Source organism: Aquipuribacter aurantiacus (assembly GCF_051216895.1).
In the GTDB taxonomy this organism is placed as follows: domain Bacteria; phylum Actinomycetota; class Actinomycetes; order Actinomycetales; family JBBAYJ01; genus Aquipuribacter.
The window spans coordinates 1-20,410 of the sequence record NZ_JBPKAO010000019.1; the positions used below are offsets into that span (position 1 = coordinate 1).

The window sequence follows — 20,410 nt, forward strand, 5'->3', positions numbered from 1 at the left end:
GACCGCGTCCGACCAGGGGGCTGACGTCTCTTCCGCGCCCGTCGACGACAGCGCGCGCGCCTCGTCGGCTGCGCCGGCGTTCGTGGTGCCCGCTCCGGCCGCGGGCCGGTACGCGTGTCTGTGGGACATCGCGGAACAACAGCTGGGCGACGGCACCCGCTGGACGGAGATCCACGACCTCAACGTGGGCCGCCCCCAACCCGACGGCCAGGCGCTGACCGACCCCGACCTCATCCGCCCCGGCTGGCGCCTCGTCCTGCCCCCCGACGCCCGACACCCGAGCAGCGAACCAGCGGCCCCGCCGGCCGCCGAAGGCCCGTCAGCACCGGAGACGGTGGTGCCGACGGGGCATGTGGTGGTGCCCGGGGACACGCTGTGGGCGATCGCCGAAACAAAGCTAGGGGCCGGCGCCCGCTACGACGAGCTCGCCGCCGCAGCCGCCACCGTCACGCAACCAGACGGGCAAGTCTGCGCGACCCCGACGTCCTGCGGCCCGGCTGGACCATCCCCCTCCCCACCACAGACCAACCCCCGGGCGGACGCCACGAGCCACCGGCGACAACAGACCAGCCCCCCGGTCAGCCCCCTGGTGAGACTCGCGGTAAGACGCCGGCGGGCGCCAGGAGCGGGCTGCCTCTAACGACGATCGAGGAGCCCGTGGCCCCCGGCAGCAGGACCGGGTCGACAGCAGACGAAAGGCGCGGCGACCGGTCGGCCACCGCGGGCGCAGCGGCGCCGCCGACTAGTGGCGAGCAACCGAGAGAGCAGGACACTGTCAGCAGTGGACGGCTCGACGACACGGGGGAGGCCGCCGACAGCGACGCCGAGGAGGACACCGAGGTCGTGGCGCCGACGTGGGCCCTGCCTGGGTTGTCGGGGGCGGGGACGATGCTCGCCGGGGCGCTGCTCCTGCTGCTGCGCCAGCACCGCCGCCGCCAGTCCCGGCTCCGGCGACCGGGCCGAACCCCCACCCTGCCCGACAGCCAGCACGTGGTGGTGGAGAAGAGCGTTCGCGCCCACACCCACACGGCCACCACCATCGAACGACTCGACGAGATCCTCCGCCGCCTGGCCACCGCCTGCCTGCACCGCGACGAAGCCCTCCCCACCATGGTCGCGGTCACGCTCGACCGGACCGGGGTCACCCTTCACCTCGCAACACCGAACCCGGCTCCGGCCCCGTGGACGAGCGGGCAGCGTCTGATGACGTGGCACCTGCCGGCCGAGGTCGACCTGGACCACGTGGGGCCGTTCGTGGCCGACCAGCCCGCACCGTTCCCGCTCCTCGTCACGGTCGGCGTCACCCCCACCGGCGCCACCACGATGCTGAACCTCGAACACCTCGGCATCGCCACCGTCACCGGCGACCGACAGCGCGGCGAGGACTTGCTCCGCTACATCGCGGCCGAGATTGGCTGCAACCCCTGGTCCGACACGGTCCGCGCGCACTGCGTCGGGGTTGCGACCGAGTTGGGCCCACTCAACCCCGAACGCATCCACGTCACCGCCGGCCCAGAGCACGCCGACCCGCGCAGCGACGGACTCGGCGCGGGGTCGGAGGGGACGGCCGATGCAGTCGCGGACCTCACGGTCGCTGCGGTGGCCGTCGTCGACCGCAGCCCCCACCTGGACCTCGACGTCCTCGGCGCCCGCATCAGGTATGCCGGTGACAACACCTGGCCACCCCACCTGCTGCTCCGAGACGACAGCCCCCCACCCGCCGAACCGGACACCCTCATCGACCTCATCTGCGCCCACCCGGCACGCACCGGAACCACCGTCCTCCTGCTCGCCCCCATAGCCACAGCCAACGCCGGAGACTCGGCCGGAGACATCGACGGTGATGCCGCAGGTGATGACGACGGGGTGCAGTGCGCGGCGCCCTCCACCGGCGGGAGCGTCGGAGCCACCGACCCCACCCTCCGCATCAACCCCGACGCCACGCTCACGGTGACTGGTCCCGCGGAGACCGTAATCGCTGCCGTCACCGCCAGCGGCCTGTCAGCGGCCGAAGCCCAGGGGTGCGCGGCTCTGTACGCCCTCGGCCCGGTCGACACCCCGATGCCCGCCGCTCACGCCGACAGCCACGGCTGGCAGGCCTACGCCGATGCAGCGGGAGCCCTCACGCGCGCCCTCACGCTGCCGCGACACCACCACCCCTCGATCCCTCACCGTGAGCCCCAGACCGACGTCGACCTGAGGGATGACAAGGGCTGGCCCGTCAACCTCGTTTGTGACCAGGACCGTGTCAACTTCGACCTCGACGACCAGGGGAACGACCAGGGGAACAATGCCCGGGGGAACGAGGGCGGGGCGAACGAACGGGGACCCGCTGGCATGGTGTGCGGCGAGCCAGACGCCGGTGCTCCGCGACAGGAGGCACCGCGCGCACAGGACGCCGCGTCGTTACTGGCTCAGCCTGATGAGGAGTACCTCGACATCGCGGCCACGACCCGCGAGGACCTCGAGACGCTGGCACCTTTGGTACCCGAAGAGGTCAGGAACGCGGTGGCGGAGATCGACCCGGGCCTCGACGAGGATCTCGCCGCCTGGTTCGCCGACTCCAGCCCCCTGCCCCGGCTGACCCTGCTAGGTCCCGTCGGGGCCCGCACCCGGGGAGTGCCCGTCACCAAGCGGAAGCCTTACTACACCGAGCTGCTCACCTTCCTCGCCACCCGCCCCCACGGCGCGACGCCCGAAGAAGTCGCGGACGCCTTCGACGTCACCACGACCAAGGCCCGCGGCTATGTCGCCACCGTCCGCGACTGGCTCGGCACCAACCCCCGAACCGGTCGCCCCCACATCCCTGACGCCCGGCATTCCCCCGCCGCCCAGCACCGCGGCGTCGGGGTGTACGAGGTCCAGGACCTCCTCGTCGACGCGGACCTGTTTCGACGGCTCCGACTGCGCGGCCAGACCCGTGGACCCGACGGCATCCAGGACCTGAAGCGCGCCCTCACCCTCGTGAGCGGACCACCGTTCAGCAAGCTCCGACCCGGCGGCTGGAGCTGGCTGGTCGAGGGTGACCGCCTCGACCAGCACATGCTCTGCGCCGTCGTTGACGTCGCCCACCTCGTCACCACCCACCTCCTGCATACCGGCGACCTGCCCGCGGCACGCGCGACTGCCGAGCTCGCAGCCCTCGCCGCCCCCGATGAGGAGATCCCTCGCCTGGACCTGGCCGCCGTCGCGATGGCCTCCGGGCACCGCAGCACCGCCGCCGACATCATCGAAAGGGACGTCTGCAACCGCGCCGATGACGCGGGACCGCCAGACGAGCTGTCCGCCCGGACCCACGCCATCCTCGAACGACACGGCTGGCTCACCGACGACCGACAGGCGGCCAGCTGACGGCGAGCACCCGCGCTCGGGGCGGCGGCTCGGTCTCGGGTGACTCCGGCGGAGATGACGCCCAGCGCCAACCCTGCGTCGGGATACCGGACCGCCGGGCAACCCGCTGGTGCGGGGGCAGCGCGGGTCGACAGCATCACGCAACCGACGCTGGGGATGCTGCCGGAACCCTGCGCCGTGATCTGAGCAGTTGGACCAATTGCTCCCGCGGTCAGGCCGCCCCCGCTCCCAGCGGCACAGGCGGAGTCGGCAGCCGCAGCGTGGACGGTCACGAACATCGTTGACGGTGACACGATCGACGTCGAGCGCGACGGCACGACCAAACGTATCCGGATCATCGGCATCGACACCCCCGAGCGGGGGGAGTGCGGGTTCGAGGAGTCCAGCACCGCGATGGGCGCCGTAGTCGGCGGCCAGGAGGTGACGCTCGGCGTCGAGGCCCCCGACGAGCGGGATCGGTACGGACGCCTCATCGCCTACGTCGACACCCTCGACGGCACCGACGCCGGGCTCGTTCTCATCGAGGACGGCATGGGTGTCGCTCGGTACGACTCCCGTGACGGCTACGGCGAGCACGCCCGGGAGGCCGCCTACGTCGCCGCCGACGCGGCGAGCCCGGTCGCGTACTCCTGTGAAGACGCGGCACCGGCGCCGGCGGAACCCGAGGGCGCACCTGAGCCGCCGGCTCCCGGCCCGGCACCCGGCGCCGACGATGGACCGTTCGCCAACTGCGATGCGGTGCGCGCTGCCGGCCGAGCGCCCATCCGCCGCGGTGGGCCCGGCTTCGAGGCGAAGTTCGACCTCGATGGCGACGGGGTGGGTTGCAAGTAACGCCGGCCCCGCCGCTCGACCGTAGGGGGGGCGGGAACAGCGGGCCGACGTGAGCAACGCTAGCCGGGACGCAATCCATAGAAGCCGCCGCAGCTGCACGGACTCGTCTGGGTCTCAGCTGCGCCACATGGGGTCGAAGTCCCCGTGGTCTGACCAGATCCGGGCGAAGGCCTTGAGCGCGACGGCGAGGCCAGCCCGGTGCGTGGTGCCGAACCGGGACCGGGGTAGGCCGCCAGGACCTGTTCCTTGGCCACCACCTCGAGGTCGGCTCGGCCCTGCTGCCCCGGTGGCTCCTCACGCAGGCGCGCCTCCACGAACGCGTCCAACGACACCATCCCGGGACCACTCGCCTGTGTCTGCGTCATGCCCGCAGGCTGCGCCGGGGGCACGACAGAACCACCGGTGTCGCCCGACTCCACCCGAGACGACTCGACCTGACCGGGTCGCGAGCACGGGGCTGATGAGGGGGGCCGGTCGCAGACGCCGGCGAGCGGTGCGGAACCGGCCCGTCGCGCAGGTTTCGGGGGGACGTGCGCTGACCTGCGGGGACGTCGTCGTTCCCCGTTCTTCCCCCCTCTGTCCCCACCTCGTTCCCCCTGTCCACAGCCGAGAGGGGGGACGAATTGGGGGGCGTTCTCTCGTCACCGTGGATGAACACGACACGTGGCGGGAGGAGCCTCATGAGCGTCGCCGAGCACCTGGGTCTGAGCACCCCGGAGTCCAACGAGCTGATCCGTCAGGCGCGTGAGAGGTGGCCCGGCTGGGTCGTTGCGGACCCCTGCCTGGGGGTGGTCACCGACCCGCTCGACGTGAAGCGGTGGACCTTGGCGGCCGAGCCCGACTGTGCCGATGAGGTCCTGCTCGCGCTGGCGAAGCGGGCTGCCCGCGACGGGGGTGACGATCGCGCCGCGGCGATGACCCTTTGCTGGGCGTTGCTGCCGGGGGCGGCGTCGGTGGACCGATGGCACCACGGGCTGATGTACCGCACCGACCAGCTGGTCGCGTCCCAGCTGTGGCTGGAGGCACGCAGCTTCCCCTGGCAGCGGCTTCGGAAGGTGGCCGGCAACATCCGCGGAAACGTCCGCAGCGCGGTCCTGCTGCAGGGCGGTCGCCGACCGAAGAGAGCGGCCAGCGACCACGCGTGGGACCTGACCGTCCTCGCGGAACCGGCGGACATTGTCGAGCTCGCGGCGGCCGACCTCAGCGACGGGCTGCCGGAACCGACCTCATGGGAAGAGATGCTGGAGGTGCTGGAGTGGGGCTGCCGGCAGGACGTCATCACGACGGCCGACCGGGCTTTGCTCCTGAGCCTGGTGGAGGCCGCGGAATGCGCTGACGTGAGCCGCGTGCGGGTCAAGTACGGCGGGCTGACCGGTATCGGCCTGTCGGAGGCGGTCGCGGATCGGTGGGGGGTCTCCGCCGTCACGATCCGACGCCGTGCTCGTCGCAGCGTCCAGGCCCTGGCTGAGGCCGTCCGCCACGGCGGGTACGAGGCGTGCGCATGAGCACCGGCCGCCCCCCCGGCCAGGGAGTGCTGTGGGCGCTGGAGGTCGTCCCCGCGACAAGTCCGGAAGACCCGGTGGTGAGCCTGGACGACCCGGGGACAAGCCTGGACGACCCGGTGACGTGCCTGGTGGAACGGCGCGCCACGGCCGAGGTCGCCCGTCTGTTCGACGTCGCCGCCCGGGAGCCGGAGGCGCTGCAGCAGCTGGACGGGTGCGTGGCCCTGCTCCGGGAGGTGCAGGCCGCCAAAACCGCCCTCACCAGGCTCAGCCCCGACCAGCTCCGCGCCGGCCTTGCACAGCGCCGACAGATCCTCACCTCGGACACCGCATGAACACCACCCACACCGACACCCACCCCGGCACCCAGGCCGAGGTCGCCCTCAGTGGTGCAGCCGTAACGCCCGATTCGACCGCTGTCACCCGCGCTCATCCCTTCACTTCCCGGCAGTCGCCGGTGCCGGCGCCGACGGTGCCGCTGGAGGAGCTGAGACGGGCCTGGGCGGCGCTGCAGGCCGGGACGTTCCGGCCGCGCACCCTTTTGCCCTTGCCGGAGCACGCCAACACCAGACGGGCCTGGCCCCCAGAAAACTCGACTTCGCACGCCTTGACCGAGCCCCGTGGAGCGCCGCCCGTGCTGCTGAACACCGGGCCGCCCGCGGCCCAGGGGACCGTGTGGGTCCCCGCTGCCGGCGAACAGGCCCTCCCGGTCGTCGGATGCGGCGGGTCGTGCGGTGCCTCCACGACCGCGATCGCGCTGGCGACGGCCGCCCTCACCGTGGGCCCTAGTTCATGGGAGACCGCAGACAAGTCCTTGCGGGACGGCCGGCACGGGGGGTGGGACGCCGCGCGGGTGGTCGACTGCGGCTCCCTCACCACGTCCGGTCTAGCCGCGGCGAGCACGGCCGAGCTCGGCCGCGACGACTCTGGGTGGTGGCGCGGCACCCGGGGCGACGTCGTCCTGGAGCGTGGCGACGGCTACCGCGCAGGGCCCCACACCGTCCCGGCGCCCCGCCCCACAGTAGGCCCGGTCTCAGGTAGCGGCTCCCGTCTGACGGTGCTGGACGTGGGCTGGGACCTCGAGCACGTCCTGCACCACGTCTCCTGGCTCCGGACCGCGTTGGGCACGGCGTCCCACATCGTCCTCGCCACGACCGCGACCGTCCCCGGGCTTCGCCGACTCGAGGTCCACCTCGACCTGCTCAGCGACCCAGGAACCTGGGTTACCGGAGCGAACGAGACCACCGACGAGCCGCGACCGGCGCCAGTCCTGTTCGCGATCGTGCTCGGGCCATCCCGGCGACGCTGGTCACGAGCGGTCCTCCACGGTCTCGGAGCCCGCTCAGCTGCGCTCGACCGCCAGGGCCGGCTCACGACCGCCCCCCTCGACCGACGGCTCGCCGTCCACGGCCTGGATCCGGCCCCGCTCCCGGCCCCGCTGCTGAACATTGCCGCCGGCGTGCTGCACCACCTCATCACCGACGCGCGAGGAGACACCTGATGACACCCCCGGACCGTGCCACCGTAGCGATCGACAGCATGCAGGTTTCCGTCCTCGCGACCGTCGCGGACCCCGAGCGCGTCAGCGTCGCTGCGCGCGGCACAGACACCTGGCTGGTGACGGCGGGTGCGGTGTGCCCGGTCGCCCCCGGTAACGCCCAGCAGTACGTCGACGAGATCACCGGCTACATCCTCTGGGGCGTCCTCGCACTGTTCACCATCGGCATGCTCATCGGCATCGGCGCGATCCTGGCCGGACGCATCTTCGGGATGCCCCACGCCAGCAAAGCCGGCGTCGTCAGCATCGTCATCATCTTCGTCGCCGGCATCGGTTACCTCGTCCTGCCCGGCATGGTCAACGGGTTCATGGGGACCGGTTGCATCACCGCCAGCCCGGCCGCCAGCCCGGCCGTCAGCAGCGTGCACCGCTTGGCCAGCGTCGACGGCGTCGGCGACGTCGCTGCGGCCGTTCATGCCGAGACGGCCCAGCCGATCGCGGTTTCGATGCTGGCACCGGGTCCTCTCGGTCCCCCGGTGGCGTGGACAGGACTTGCTGCTCTGACCGAGGACGGTGGACTCGCGTGAGCAGGCGTGCGTCAGCCCTGCCCGGCGAGGTGGGGGTCGAGGAGTGGAGCGGGCGGCGGCTGCTCGCGGTGGGATTCGTGGTGGTGGTCACGGCAGCCGCGTTGCTCGGCGGCCTCGGCTACGCGGTCTACCTGAGCCTCGCACCACCATCGTCACGAGCGCTGGCGAGGGAGGCGAGCGTCGTTGGACCCGCTGCCGAGTCCGCGTCAGGCGCGGCCGAGGAACAGGCGCAGCGGCGGGACGCCATCGCGTCGGAGCCGATGCTGCCCGTCGGCTCGCAGGCCGCGATGCCGGCGCCGCCCTCGACGCAGTCGGCCCCCGGCATCACCATCCCGCCCGCGACCGGCAGCGGACCCGGGGGCGTACCCACCGGCTTCCCCCGCACCCCGGAGGGCGCCGTCGCCCAGCTCGCCGCCATCGAGACCTCCGTCTTCCAGGCCATGTCGATCCCCCTGACCGCCGGGATCCACCAGCACTGGACCCTCCCTCAGCGGCCACATTCTGATTCCGAGGACGGCGGAGAGGGCGTCCCGTCCGACGGTGCTGCCAGTGAGGCGGGCGTCATCGACCTCGACCTGGACGACAGCACGGGGTCCGGCCGTCGTGATCTCGCCAGTGGTGATCTTGGCCGTGGGCGTTTCAGCCAGGGTGAAAGCGACGCGCCGGACACCGGGGTGGCCGGTTGGGAGATCGCGCGGCACGTGCAGTCGTTCCTCGGCGCGGCGCAGATGGGTCCGGAGAAAGACGTCACCACGACCGTGACCGCTACTCCGGCCGCCGGGCTCGTCAAGGGCAGCGACGGTCCGGACTGGGTGCTGGCGTGCGTGCTGCTGGAGGTGCGGGCCGTCATCACCACCGAGGCCCGCATCGGCTTCGGGCACTGCGAACGGATGCAGTGGCACGACGGCCGCTGGCTCATCGCCCCCGGCACCCCGCCCGCCCGCGCACCCTCCACCTGGCCCGGCACCCAGCAGAGCCTCGACGCCGGTTGGCGCACCTGGGTCGACACCGACCCCACCCTCGACGAAACCCCGCCCGACGACGGTGGGACGGGGGAGGGCTGAGCGGTGCTGGACGACGTGTTCGACCCGTTCGGGATCCTCGCCGGGACGGCCGGGAAGATCGTGACCGACGCGTGGACGGTCGCGATGCTCGCGCTGTGGAACGCGGGCCTGTGGGTGCTGCGGATGGTGTTCTACCTGATGGACGCCTTTATCACCCCGGACCTCCGCGCGGCGGGACCCGCGGCGGAGCTGTACCGGACCACGTTCTGGCTCGCCGGGGCCCTGGTCCTCATCATGGGCCTGCTGCAGCTCGGCGTCAGCGCCGCCCGCCGCGACGGCGGCAGCCTCGCCCGCGTCGGCATCGGGTTCGCGCAATTCGCCGTCGTCTGGGGCGGCTGGCTCACCTACCTCGTCGCCCTCGTCGCCGCCTGCGGTGGCCTGACTCGGGCGCTGATGCAGTCGCTGCTGAACGTCAAGTCGTGGTCCGCCTGGCAGCCGTGGGACCCCATCGCGGTGCAGGACGTCGCCGACGGCACCGTCGCCACCGTCCTCGGGCTGATGGGCCTGGTGCTGTGGTTGGCCGCCCTCGGCCACCTCCTGGTCATCCTCACCCGCGCCGGCGCGCTGATCATCCTCGCGGCCACGACGCCCCTGGCGGCGGCGGGACTGTTGTCAGACTCCGGGAAGGACTGGTTCTGGAAGAGCCTGCGCTGGACCCACGCCGCCGCCTTGAGCCCGGTCCTCATGGTCCTCGTCCTCGGCGTCGGGGTGCAAACAACCACCGGCGTCGCCAACGGCCTCGCCGACGGCACCCTCGCCGCCATCGGCTCCGCCCTGCCCGGCGTCCTCCTCATCCTCATCGCCTGCTTCTCACCCCTAGCCCTGTTCAAGCTCCTCGCCTTCGTCGACCCCGGCACCTCCTCCGGCGCCGCCCTCCGACGGGGCCTCGCCACCTCCGGCGGCCTGCAGGGCCTCCTCGGCGGCGGCGCGTCCGGCGGCTCGGGCAGCGCGACGCAAGCCACGAGCGGTGACAGTGGTGGTGCCGCTGGCGGTGTCGCCGGTGGCAGTGCGGCGGGCGGGACGGTCGGGGGTGGTCGGTCGGCGGGGGAGTCGGCCGGTGAGGACGCGACCAGCGCCCGTTTCAGCCAGGCGGAGCAGGGCTGGCTGTCCGCGCTGGGCGGCGGGGCCGGTGCTGCTGCCGCGTCCGGGATCGGGTTCATGCAGCGGCTCAGCGCCACCAGCGCCGCGGTCGGGGTGGACATGGCCAGCCAGATGGGCGTCGGCAGCTCCAGCTACTACCCCGACCACGAACTCCACCGCACCACCCGTCCCGACCGACGCCCAACCAGCAGCTCTCCCGGCGCCAATGACTCGACCAACGGCGCAGCCGATCCGCCGGCCACCGGTCCCGACGGAGGCGGACCCGGCGGCGGCAGGCCCGACGCCGGGCCGCTCGCCGGCAACCCCGGCCCCAGCGCCGCGCCGTCGCTGACCCCGCCGGCGCCCTCGACGGGCGGGCCAACCCCAGGTGCGACTCCGGCAGGCACCGGTGCGGGAAGCGCAGCGGCCGGCGGCGGGACTGCCCCCGCGGGAGCCGGCGCAGCGGGCGCCGGCGCGGGGGGCGCGGCCGGTGCTGCCGCGTCGGTACCCATCGTCCCCGTGTAACCCAAGTACCCACGCGTGTCAGCTGACGGGCAACCGCCTGGAACGACTGGAAACGACCTGACGTGACCTGATCTGGAGGGGGCCCGAGATGGCTCTGGTGTTCGACGACTACAGCCGGGACCGGATCGGCTGGTTCTTCGGCCTGAACGGCTGGCAGCTCGCTGTCCTCGTGCTGTCGAGCCTGCCGGTGTTCCTGGCCGTCCGCGCGGAGGTGTGGTCGACCGTGCTGCTGTGCGCGCTCGGGTGGCTGCTCGTGCTGCTCGTGACCGTCGTGCCCGTACGAGGGCGACCCGCCACTGGCTGGCTCACCGCCTCGCTGCTGCTCTCGCTCGGCCGGGTTGCCGGGTGGACCCGGTTCCGGGCTCACGCCGCCCACGGTGCCGCGGAGGACCTGGCAGCGGTGGACCTGCCCGGGGTGCTGCAGGGCATCGACGTCCATGACGGGCCACCCCGCGGCGCGTCCCTGAGCCGCGTTGCGGTGATCCAGGACCACGCCGCCCGGACCTGGGCCGTGACCGCTGCCGTCGTCCATCCCGGCCTCGGGTTCGCCGACGCCACCGAACGCGCCCAACAGGCCGCCGGTCTGACGAGCCTGCTCGACCTGGCCGCGCACACCGAGCTCATCGACGAGCTCCTCATCACCGTGCGGACCGTCCCCGACGACGGCGCCGAACGCGACCTGTGGATGCACGGGCACCGCCGCCCCGAAGGCCCACCCCTGGCCCGCGCCGTGAACGACGACCTCCGCCATGCCCTCACCGCCGCCTCGGTCCGCACCGAGGCCTGGCTCACCCTCGTCGTCCCCGAGACCCGGATGGGCCGCGTCGCGAAGCAGTCCGGCGGTGGCCTCGACGGCCGCGCCCGCGTCCTGTACGGGCTGATGGGCGAGGTCGAGGCCCAGCTCCGCGGCGCGATGGCCATGACGGAGGTGACCTGGCTGTCCTCACCCGACCTCGCCCTGGCCTGCCGGACCGGGTTCGCCCCCGGCGACCGCGCCGGCATCGTCGCCGCCCGCGCCGAACGCGACCACCCCACCCCAGGCTCCGGCTGGGACGCGTCCCCTGCTTCGAAGGGCCAGGCCCAGGACGATGCGGGTGCCGCTCCCGCAGCCGCCCCGGTAGTCGAGGGTGTGGTGGCGGACGTGCCGTGGGCGATGGCCGGACCCTCCGGCGCTGACGCGGCGGTGCGGCACTACACGCACGACGCGTGGGCCTCGGTGAGCGCGACCATCAAGCTGCCCGACAACGGCGCCGTCATGGGCGCCCTGGCCCCGGTCCTCACCCCCTCCGAACCGGGCGAGCGGCGCAGCTTCACCGTCGTCTACCCCATCCTCCGCCAGGCCACCGCGGACCGGCAGAGCGCCACCCGGGAGTGGTCCGCAGACCTGGGCGAGGAGCTCAAGAACAGAGCGGGCATGAAGATCCGCGCCCGGGCCCGCAGCGACGCCGCGCGGGCCCGGGGCCTGGACTCCAAGCTCGCCCGCGGGCACTGCATGACCCGCCCCTACGCCGTGGCCACCGTCACCGTGCCCAGCAGCTACCGGGTGGAGGAGTTCGGCTGCCGCCTCGACGCGGCGATTCGCCGCGCCGGGTACGCCCCGCTGCGCCTCGACCTCGCCCAGGACCTCGGCTTCGCCGCGACGGCCGTCCCGCTCGGCGTCAGCCTCACCCGCCGGGGTGACGCATGACCCCCCGCCCCACACCTCGCCGCACCACCCGTCGCGCACCCCGCCCTGCAGGTACCGCGGCGAGGTCGGGGCGGGGTGTGGGGCGGCTGCTCGCGGACTTCGGCCACGACCTTCCCACGCTCGCCCCGCCACCAGCAGAGGTGCGGGAGGGCCGGCTGTTCCACCACGTCGCGCGGCGGGGCGCGCGTCGGTCCGGGCGGGGGTGGGCGCCCGCGGGCGCGCCGGTGTCGACGTGGCGGATGACCAGCGACCAGGCGCCGGTGCTGTGGCCGTTCATCGCCACCCCCGGCCTGCCCCCGACGGGGGCGTGGATGGGTATCGACCAGCTGTCCGGCGGCAGCTTCTACGTCGACCCGTTCGGGTGGGTGATGCGTGACGACATCCAGGTCACGAACCCCAACATCTTCTGCTTCGGCAACCCCGGCGTCGGGAAGTCCGCCACCGTCAAGGCCCTCGTCCTGCGCCTCATGGACTTCGGCTACCGGGCGCTGGTCCTCGGCGACGTCAAGGACGAGTACGAACGCCTCGCCCACGCCGTCGGCGTCACCCCCTTCGTCGTCGGCCCCGGCCTGACCGCCCGCGTCAACCCGCTCGCCTTCGGCCCCCTCGGCCACGGCTGGGCCGACCTGGATCCCGTGGAGGCGCGACGGCGGGCGTCGCTGGTGTTCGGGCGCTGGCTTACCCTCGTCCGGGGCCTGGTCGGCAGCCAACGCATCGGCGAGCAGTTCGTGTCCTTCGGGCCCTCCGACGAGGTCGTGGTCACCGCGGCCCTGCAGGAGCTCACCGGCTACACCGCCGGCGCCACCCAGCTCCTCGAGGTCACCGTGCCCCAGCTGTGGCACCTGCTCGACACCCCCACCGACCGCCTCATCACCCAGTGCCGCTACGCCAGCGAAAGGCAGTTCCTCGACGAGACCCGCCTCCTGCGCGACGCGCTGGGCCAGCTGGTGTCGGGGGCCTTGGCGGGGTTGTTCGACGACCACACCAGCATCGACGTGGACTGGCGGGCCCCGCTGCAGTCGCTCAGCCTGTCCCGCCTCGAACCCCTGGGTGATGAAGCCGTCGGGATCGCCCTGCTGTGCCTGAACAGCTGGGGCCGCGCGATGCGGGAGACCGCCAACCCGGGTGACCTGCGCCTCGTCATCCGCGACGAGTCCTGGCGGCAGCTGCGCCTCGGCCCGGACGCGGTCAAGTCCTTCGACGCGGACCTGCGGCTCTCGCGGCGCGGGGACCTGCAGATCGCCGTCGCGCACAAGCCCGGCGACCTGCTGTCCGCCGGCGCGGCCGGGTCCCAGGCCGCGGTCATCGCGCAGGAGTTGCTGCACCTGGCCGACATCAAGATCCTCCACGGCCAGGACGCCGCTGTCGGCGACGAGCTCGAACGCCTCCTCGCCCTCGGCCCCGTCGCCCGCCACCTCGTCACCGGCTGGGCCCGACACGGCAAAGGCCGCGCCGTGTGGGCGGTGGGGGAGCAGCTGTACAAGGTCCAGACCGTCCTGCACCCCGCCGAGAAGCACCTCACTTTCACCAACGACGCCATCCAGAGCGCCCTGTGACCCCGCGCGACGTCCGCGGAGCCAGAACCGGCGGCGCCGACACAGGCGTTTCGCGGGCGGCCCGGGTGAGGACGACGTGACGAGGCTGCTGGCCGCGGCCATGGCCGGCATCGCCGCTGCCCTGCTTGCGGGGCCCCTGCTGGCGGCGGTGCTGCTGTCCACCGTCGCCGCGCCCGCGGTGGGCACCACGATCGCCTGCCTCGACCAGACCAGCGGTGGTGGGGCGAACGCGGGGGAGCAGGGGTGGCGGGCGCCGTTCGAGCAGCCCTACACCGTGTCGCGGCGCGGGTTCGGCCGTCACTTCCACCCGGTGCACCACGAGTGGCGACACCACAGCGGGCAGGACCTCGTCTCCCACCCCTCAGCGGGGACTGCGGCGCCGGTCGTGGCCGTCGCGGCGGGCGTCGTCACCCGCGCCGGTGAGGCCGGGGGGTACGGCAACGTCGTCGACGTCGACCACGGCGACGGCATCAGCACCCGCTACGCCCACCTCGCCACCATCGACCCCGCCGTCACCCCCGACACCGGAGTCCACGCCGGGCAGCACCTCGGCATCGAAGGGTCCACCGGCGTCAGCACCGGCAACCACCTCCACTTCGAGGTCCACCGCAACGGCACCGCCATCGACCCCGTCCCCTTCATGGCCGCCCGGGGCGCCCCCCTCGACGGCACCACCCCACCCACGGACTCGCCACCGAGCGCGCGGGCTCTTGACGGGCAGGTCCAGCCCGTCGCCGCTGGCGCGCTCGAGGGGGGTGTCGGGTTCGAGCTGCCCCCGCCCGGGCAACCCCGCAAGGCGTCCCTGGTCAACCCACCGACGCCGATCCCGGCCGACGTCGAGGCGCTGTACCGGGCGGCCGCTGAGGAGTACGCGCTGCCGTGGACCGTGCTGGCCGGCGTCGGGATGGCCGAGACCAACCACGGCCGACTCACCAGCACCTCTTCGGCGGGGGCGCAGGGGCTGATGCAGTTCCTGCCCTCGACGTGGACGGAGATGGGCGTCGACGGCGACGGTGACGGCCGCGCCGACATCGGCAACCACGCCGACAGCGTGTTCTCCGCCGCGCACTACCTCACCCGCTCCGGGCTCACCGACGGCCCCGTCGGGGTCCGCGACGCCCTGTACGCGTACAACCGGGCCGACTGGTACGTCAACGACGCCCTGCACTACGCCCACGCCTACAGCAGCCGCAGCGGCGGGTCGGGCGGCACCGTCCTGGGTGACCTCACCGACTGCGGGCCCGGCGCCACCCACCCCGACAACACCGGCGACCCCACCCTCGCCCCCCTCAGCAGCGAACGGGTCACCACGATGCTCGCGTGGGCCCACGCCCAGACCGAGGAGCCGTACGTGTTCGGTGCCAACGGCCCCGACGCGTGGGACTGCTCCTCCTTCACCCGCACCGCCCTCGCTCAGGTCGGCATCAGCGCGCCCCGCACCGCCGCCGCCCAACGTGACTGGCTCGCCGCCGGCAACGGACACCGCGTCCAACTGGGTCAGGAACGCGCCGGCGACCTGGTCTTCTGGGACTCCTACCTCGGCCCCGACCGCATCGGCCACGTCATGCTCGTCGCCGACCCCACCACCCAGACCACCATCGAGGCCCGCAGCCGCCGACACGGCGTCGGCTCCTTCAGCTACGCCAACGGACCCGAGCACCACCGCTTCGAGATCTGGCGCGTCGGCGACCTCTCCGACGGCACCACCCTCAGCAGCCCCTGACACAGTCCGTCGCCCCGGCGTCTGCTCAGTCGTCGGCCCACTCGTCGGCCCAGTTGCCCCGTCGTCGGCCCCGTTGCCCAGTCGTCTGCGCTGATGACTGTGTCGGTCTTGTCGTGGGTGACCACCGGGGGCGTGCGGATTCCCCTCCTAGGGGTATGCAGCGTTCCCGCCGGCAGGACCCATACCCCCTCACCTGGGAGATACCCCTCGCCGCCACCGTCGCCGTGGCCCTCGTCTTCGTGTTGGCAGCGCACCTCGCCCGCGGGATCGCCAACGTCGTTGCTGGTGGGCCCTGGCGGTGGCCGCCCAGGACGGAGCTGTTCAGCAGCCTGCCCGCCCTGGTGCGCGGCGACGCGACGGCGGGTCTACCTCCCGCCCCCGCAACGGCATCGGACATCACAGCCGGAACTGCCGCCGTGACAGCCGCAGGGGCGAACATGCTCTGGACGTACCTCGTCGCGACCGAGGTCGTCGCGGTGCTGCTGATGGCATTGCTGGGGAAGTGGGCCCTGGACCGGTGGGGGCCTGCCCGGGTCCGGGGCATGGCCACCCGATCCGACGTCGAGCAGCTCCTGGGGCGTCACCGGCTGCGCCGCAACCGCGCCACCATCCGCCCCGACCTCTACCCCCGCCACGGCAGCCGCCTCCACCACCACTACCGCCTCCACCACGGCCCTCACCAGAGTCTTCATCACGGCGCGCTGACGGGCCCGCCCCCTGCCACCTCTGGCCGTGCGGCAAGCAGGCCCGCCACTGACGGGGGCTGGCGTTGAAGACCGCGGACTGCCGGGAGGTGGGTTGGCAGATCGGCCACGCCCATGAACCTCGCGGCGGGCAGCTGTGGGTGCCGTGGGACCGCACCGCCGGCGTCATCGGACCCCAGGGGTCCGGGAAGACCCTCGACCTGCTGACGCCAGCCCTGCTCCACGCCCCCGGCGCGGCCCTGGTGACGCTGACCAAGGTCGACGACCTGCTCCTCACCGTCACCGCCCGCTCCCGAGGCGACCACCAGCACGAGGACCGCCCGTGCGTCGTGCTGGATCCGTTCGGTCTGGCCCCAGGGCTGCCGGAGCTGGTGTGGGACCCGATCGACGGCTGCGTCGACCCCATGGTCGCCGAACGACGGGCGAAGGCGTTCACCGCCGGCACCGTGAAGGGCGCGGAGAGCGTGAACGGTGACGACGCCGCCGCCCGCTTCTACGCCGCCGAGGCCGCCAAGGTCATCCAAGCGTTCTTCCACGCCGCCGCGCTGACCGGCCGGTCGCTGCAGCATGTCCTGCGGTGGGTCGCGAACCCCCGCAACGCCAGCGAACCCGCGGAGATCCTGCGCGAGCACCCCCACGCGGCGCCGTTCTGGCACGGCCTGCTCCACGGCGCCCTGCACGGCGACGACCGCACCGCCGGGAACACCACCACCACCGTGCAGCAGGCCATGAGCCTGTTCTTCCAGGCCGACATCCGCACCCGCTGCACCCCCGGCCCCGGCCGCTCCAGCACGGACATCGCCGACGTCATCCGCCGCCGCGGCACCATCTACCTCCTCGGCCGAGAAGACCCCTACGCCTCCGCGTCACCACTCATGACGGCACTGACCGAGCACGTCCTGGACACCGCCCTCGCCCTGGCGAACGCGTCACCGTGGGGGCGACTGTGCCCGCCGATGCTGGCGTGCCTGGACGAACTGCCCTCCACCGCGCCCATCCCCACCCTTCGGACCCGGATGGCCAACGAACGAGCCCTGGGGATCTCGTTCATCTACGCCGCCCAGACCTGGCGGCAGCTCGCCGCCATCTTCGGCGAGCAGGAAGCCCGCGCCCTGTTCGGGCTCACCAACGTCCTCATCCTGTTCGGCGGGTCCAAAGACGTCGCCTTCAACCAGGAGGTCTCCGACCTCCTCGGCACCACCCGCATCAGCCGCGGCAGCTGGCAGACCGGCAAGACCAACGGCCGCAGCTACTCCGGGGACGACATCGCCGTCCTGCGACCGGAGGAGATCCGCCAGCTCCCCGAACGGCGCGCCCTCGTCGTCGCCGAGAACGGCAAACCCGTCATCGCCCGCCTGCACCGCTGCATCGACCACCGCCCCGGCAAACGCCTCCTGCGCGAACAGCAGGAGCAGCGCGAGCGGACCGGCACCGCCCGCCACGCCGCCGTCACAGCCACCGCCCGTGCGGCCGCCGCCCTGGCCGAGGCCGAACGCCACGGTCTGGCTCCTCACCACCGCGACCACCGCGACCACCGCGACCACCGCGATGGGGGTGATGACCGATGAGCTCCCCCGGCTCGTCCTCGCCGCACCCGGCGTCCCGGAACGACAGGCTGATGGTGCTGCCGTTCCCGCAACCTGGTCCTCTCGTCCGGCACGCCTACCGCGAGCTGCACCTGGCCGGGCACGGCACCAGGCAGCACGTCGCCGCGCTCGGCGACGTCACCCAGCTCGCCCGCCCCTGGGACCCCGCCACCTGCACCCACCCGCTGCTGCGCCGGCAGGTGTGGGCGTGGCTGGAAGAGGTCGTGAGCTGGCTGAACCACGAGTACGTCTGGGACGCCGACGCCGGGATCTTGCCCTGCTGGCCCCAGCACCCCCACCTCGTCCACGAGATCGCCGTCCTCACCGACCAGCGCTACCGCGCCGCCCAGGCCTTCACCAGCGACGCCCTGGAGGACTGGCACCGATACAGCCTGCCCGCCTTCCACGACCGGGCCCGGACCCGCACCCACGGGCACTGCCACGACGGCCACGAACCCTGGCCCGCCACCGCCCGCCACACCCGACACACCGCCCCCGCCACCCGCACCCACCGCGAACGAACCTACGACCACGACGCGCCCGCCGAATCCGCCCATGACCCCCAGAGCACGGGCCGTCTTGGAGTGGTGGACCTCGCGACCGGAGAACTGCAATGACGCGTAGCCGCTGCCGGACGACACCTCCGCGTAGGTCCGGCCGTCCCGGCCGCGGCCCTGGGAGACCCCTCAAGCAGACGGCCACGCCGACGCCGCTGACGCCGGCGATCCACACGCCGACCGACTCTTGATGAGGGACCCCGAACATGGACAGCAAAACCACCAACGGGACTTCCCCCGCCCGCACCTACGAGCAGGTGCTGGCGGACGCGATCGACATCCTCACCGAGGCCGCGCGCCTGCAGCCACCCGATGGACACCCGATCGACTGGGCGCAGTTCGTGACGCAGGCCTTGGCGGGAGCGGCCGCGAACGTCGGGGGAGTGCAGGCCGTGCTGGCCGGCCGTCCCGGTTCGTGGGAAGCCGACGGTGTCCGCAACCTCATCACCTCGACCGTCGGACACGACGACCAAGAGCTGCTCTCCCACCGCACCGAACCCCTCCGGGTGGACGTCTTCGTCAGCGAGATCCTCAACGACCTGGGCGTCTGGGGGCAGTACGACGAGGCCGCCCAGGAACTCGTGGAGCGCGGGCAAGCGGTCGACCTCGCCAATCCCGACCAGGAGAATCAGCTCGACGCGATCGCCGACCAGGAGGAACGACTCGAGGTGGAACGGGACCGCACTTGGGCGGCCTACGGCGAGGCACTCGCGGCCCACGTCCGGGACGCGGCCGCGCGCACACCGGGTCTGACCGTGCCCGTTGAAGTCCGCGTGGACCTGGACACGATCCGCAGTCCCTGTAACTCGGCTGCGGACTGGGGGATAGCTAGCGACCTGCTGCAGGAGGCACGGGCCGCGGTCCCCGTCCCCACCCTCATGACCCTGGGCGGTTCGAACCCCGCCCGAAGGCTGGCTAGGGCCCTGCCGCGTGCTGCCGCAAGGCGCCCCTGAGCGGCTCCCTGGTCCGGACAGGTCTGCCGGCGGCAGCCTCCGTGGAGCTTAACTGGACCGGAGGGCGCACCTTGCTGTCCCGGCAGCCGGTCGGCTGTCGGGACGCCCTCAAGGCAGCGAGCGCGCACCCGCGGTCACCTGCCAACCGAAGATGCGCTACTCGACCCTGAGCTCTCCGCTTGCTCTGCTGAGGTCGGGTGCTTCGCGCCAGCGGCGCTGCAGGCAAGCAGCCTCGGCGCCCGCCTCTTGAGGTCGCTGTGATCTGTGGCACCCACCAGTTGCCAGGCACTCACCACGGTGTCTGCACGGGGCGGGCGGGCGCATACCGCCTCGGTCGGCGGGCCCCCTTCCACGAGCAAGGCGCTCTTGCGGATTCACACGCTGCGCGGGGCAACTTGTAGCAGTATGACGACGTGCGCTGGCCCGCCGTCACTTCGAAGACAACAGCCCGAGACTACCGTGTGCTCCATTACCCGTCGTCTCCCGAGGCCCCAACCTTTGACCTCGTTGACCTTGTTGACGTTGGTAGCGAGCGGCTCGAACAAGCGGACACCTTGCTGAGACTCGCTGAGCTCGCGAGTGGAGGCTCAGAGGACGTCCGCACGGCCACTCTCCTTTCCTGTGCTCGAGAAGTCTCTTGCGAGCTGCGTCTGTCTACAACCCCGAAGGTGCTCGACGCGCTGGCGGCTAGGGAGAACCGTGCATTCGACGGTCCATACGCCATCGAGTTAGGAGAACACGCTCTCCGCACTATGAACGGGGTGGCATTGGCCGCGGCTTATCGTGCGCTCGCCTACAAGAGCTTCTTGACGACCCCCGCGGATGGCCGCGCAAGGGTGGCCCTAATCAACGCGGCCATGAGACAACTAGAGGCATGCGGGGCGCATAGTGGCGTGGCAATGCTGCTAGCCGACGATGCTCACGCACATCTACTCATCGCTCAGCGGCTTGTGCAACGAGAATCTGGCCCCGAAGCCCATGTGGAGTCGCTTCGCCTCCGTCTAGCGAACAGAGGAATGGCTTTTCTTGGGGCGGCTTGCGCCACTGCTTACGGCGAACCCTGGAGTCCCTTCTCCGATCATAGACTTGAGCACGAGTTCGCGGAACATGGAGACGGGGCCGCCATCGTGCTATCCCGCGGGGACGAGACGGTTGTGTCAGACGCGACCGTCGCGCTTACTACACAGCGGAACCGGGCCATCGAGC

14 protein-coding genes are annotated in these 20,410 nt (G+C 72.4%); all 14 read left to right on the forward strand.

Annotated elements, in window-relative coordinates; translation table 11 throughout:
- Positions 1-843: 843 nt before the first annotated feature.
- The 14 genes from ACR80Q_RS17805 to ACR80Q_RS17870 all read left to right on the forward strand — a co-directional run bounded on the left by ACR80Q_RS17805 (position 844) and on the right by ACR80Q_RS17870 (position 19,204).
- A complete protein-coding gene (locus ACR80Q_RS17805) occupies positions 844-3,351 on the forward strand; it encodes an AfsR/SARP family transcriptional regulator (protein ID WP_435378998.1) in 2,508 nt (835 codons plus the stop codon).
- A 336-nt stretch (positions 3,352-3,687) separates the two neighbouring features.
- Positions 3,688-4,182: a thermonuclease family protein gene (locus tag ACR80Q_RS17810; protein WP_435379019.1), complete on the forward strand. Its 495-nt coding sequence runs from the start codon at positions 3,688-3,690 to the stop codon at positions 4,180-4,182.
- A 680-nt stretch (positions 4,183-4,862) separates the two neighbouring features.
- Entirely contained in the window at positions 4,863-5,687 is an 825-nt protein-coding gene (locus ACR80Q_RS17815; RefSeq protein WP_435378999.1) for a hypothetical protein, read from the forward strand.
- Entirely contained in the window at positions 5,684-6,019 is a 336-nt protein-coding gene (locus ACR80Q_RS17820; protein ID WP_435379000.1) for a hypothetical protein, read from the forward strand. The genes ACR80Q_RS17815 and ACR80Q_RS17820 overlap by 4 nt, the downstream gene beginning before the upstream one ends.
- Before the next feature lie 299 nt (positions 6,020-6,318).
- Positions 6,319-7,185, forward strand: a complete 867-nt coding sequence (locus ACR80Q_RS17825; protein ID WP_435379001.1) for a hypothetical protein — start codon at positions 6,319-6,321, stop codon at positions 7,183-7,185.
- On the forward strand, positions 7,185-7,769 hold the full coding sequence (locus ACR80Q_RS17830; RefSeq protein ID WP_435379002.1) for a hypothetical protein: 585 nt from the start codon (positions 7,185-7,187) through the stop codon (positions 7,767-7,769). The genes ACR80Q_RS17825 and ACR80Q_RS17830 overlap by 1 nt, the downstream gene beginning before the upstream one ends.
- Positions 7,766-8,833, forward strand: a complete 1,068-nt coding sequence (locus tag ACR80Q_RS17835) for a hypothetical protein (RefSeq protein ID WP_435379003.1) — start codon at positions 7,766-7,768, stop codon at positions 8,831-8,833. Before ACR80Q_RS17830 ends, ACR80Q_RS17835 begins: the two co-directional genes overlap by 4 nt.
- Positions 8,834-8,836: 3 nt before the next feature.
- Entirely contained in the window at positions 8,837-10,438 is a 1,602-nt protein-coding gene (locus tag ACR80Q_RS17840) for a hypothetical protein (RefSeq protein ID WP_435379004.1), read from the forward strand.
- An 88-nt stretch (positions 10,439-10,526) separates the two neighbouring features.
- Positions 10,527-12,125: an SCO6880 family protein gene (locus tag ACR80Q_RS17845; RefSeq protein WP_435379005.1), complete on the forward strand. Its 1,599-nt coding sequence runs from the start codon at positions 10,527-10,529 to the stop codon at positions 12,123-12,125.
- A gap of 239 nt (positions 12,126-12,364) precedes the next feature.
- Positions 12,365-13,681: a putative type IV secretion/conjugal transfer ATPase gene (locus tag ACR80Q_RS17850; protein WP_435379006.1), complete on the forward strand. Its 1,317-nt coding sequence runs from the start codon at positions 12,365-12,367 to the stop codon at positions 13,679-13,681.
- A gap of 76 nt (positions 13,682-13,757) precedes the next feature.
- Complete coding sequence (locus ACR80Q_RS17855) at positions 13,758-15,404, forward strand: peptidoglycan DD-metalloendopeptidase family protein (RefSeq protein WP_435379007.1); 1,647 nt, start codon at positions 13,758-13,760, stop codon at positions 15,402-15,404.
- Between the two features lie 793 nt (positions 15,405-16,197).
- Positions 16,198-17,676 (forward strand): type IV secretory system conjugative DNA transfer family protein, encoded by a 1,479-nt coding sequence (locus tag ACR80Q_RS17860; protein WP_435379008.1) that lies wholly within the window; start codon positions 16,198-16,200, stop codon positions 17,674-17,676.
- Positions 17,677-17,726: 50 nt separating this feature from the next.
- A complete protein-coding gene (locus tag ACR80Q_RS17865; protein WP_435379009.1) occupies positions 17,727-18,311 on the forward strand; it encodes a hypothetical protein in 585 nt (194 codons plus the stop codon).
- Positions 18,312-18,457: 146 nt separating this feature from the next.
- Entirely contained in the window at positions 18,458-19,204 is a 747-nt protein-coding gene (locus ACR80Q_RS17870) for a hypothetical protein (RefSeq protein WP_435379010.1), read from the forward strand.
- Positions 19,205-20,410 lie beyond the last annotated feature (1,206 nt).